At 36.6% G+C, this 1,540-nt stretch carries 1 protein-coding gene and 1 pseudogene; both read right to left on the reverse strand.

What is annotated here, in order from left to right:
• A partial coding sequence (locus ACY65O_RS12870) for an ABC transporter permease (RefSeq protein WP_462221263.1) occupies positions 1-1,190 on the reverse strand: 1,190 nt, incomplete at its 3' end.
• Between the two features lie 160 nt (positions 1,191-1,350).
• A pseudogene (locus tag ACY65O_RS12875) lies at positions 1,351-1,540 on the reverse strand (NADH-quinone oxidoreductase subunit N); the annotation flags it as partial.

Here is a 1,540-nt window from a genome sequence, read left to right on the forward strand (position 1 = left end):
ACTATTCCGCCAATTATCCATCCCCAAAGTAATACTAATCCTGATTTTAAAAACATGGCGATCAAATTACCTAAAAGAATTCCAACAATAATTCCTACAACGGCGCCCAGTAAACTAATTAAGATTGATTCCCACAAAAACTGGTTGCGGATGTCTTTTTTTGTGCCACCCAAAGCTTTTATCAAACCAATTTCCTTTGTTCTTTCGTTTACAGCCACCAGCATAATATTCATTAATCCAATTGAGGATGCCAGTAAAGTAATTAATGCCACGCCAATTATCCCTTTTTCTAAAAAGCCCAAATTATTTATCAGCGATGCTGCAATACTGTCGCTTTTATCAATATAAAAATTATCTTCTTCTTTTACATCCAATTTTCTTATTGGCCTGAAAGCGCCCTTGGCTTCACCAACAGCAACATCAATTAAATTTATATCACTAACCATTACAGCTATTACAAAAGAGGATGTTTGTGTAGCATACAAACGCCTGATATTATTGTAAGAAGTAATGACCACTTTGCCGGTATTAAAAAAAGCACTGGAGCCTTTATCTTCCAGCACCGCAAGCACACGATAAGGATTATGATCTACAGTAATAACTTTATCTACTGCTTTTGAAGGATTTTCGGGATATAATTTTTCTGCAACACCACTGCCTATAACACAAACATTTCTTCCCGATTCAATATCGGCAGGGGTAAAGTTTCTGCCATAAGCGATTTTGTAACCGTTTAATTCCAGGTAATTTTCATCGCCGCCGGTAACGTTTATATCAGGATTTGTTTTTTTCTTTTCGTTATTTACCACAATACTTCCTGCGCCCCTTATAGCCAAACCCACTAATGCCGGAAAAGGATACCGCTCTTTAAATTCTTTTGCCTGCTCGTAAGTAATAATCTTTCCGGTGTTAGATTTTTTTTCTTTTAAAGCCGACTTACTTGTTTTTTCAACATCACGCTGGCCGCCACCACCAAAACGGATATTCCTGTCTTTATACCTTACACTAAAAGCATTGGCTCCCATAGTAGAAAAACTATTGGTAAGACTGTTACTAGCCGCTTTTAAAGAAGTTAAAAACCATATTAATGCACAAATACCCAATGCAATAATAGCCACTGTAATGCCCGTTCTTAAACGGTTACTGCTGATGTTGCGCCACGAAAGTTTAATGGTGTCTTTAAAAGTCATTGCATTGTATTAACCCTAAAGTTAACAACAGAAAAGAAATGACAGGAGAAAACTTTTATGAATGGTATGAGAAAGGGAACCTGACTGCCGGCAGGCAGGTTGGGAATTAGTAATTTGGAATTTGGGTTTCAAATTCGGGCAGCGATAATAAATTAAAAAATTACAAATACAGCCAGTCAATAATTAAATCGGGCTTAACGCCTAAAACAATGATTAGTGCAGCAGTTATTAAAAGCAATATTTTAAAAGCTGGGGTTACATCCCATTCCTGCACCGTGGCATCATTATTTTCTTTAAAATACATGGCCTGTATTATCCTGAAATAATAATACGCACTTATTGCTGCACAT

The organism is Ferruginibacter sp. (genome assembly GCF_031430955.1).
Classification (GTDB): domain Bacteria; phylum Bacteroidota; class Bacteroidia; order Chitinophagales; family Chitinophagaceae; genus Ferruginibacter.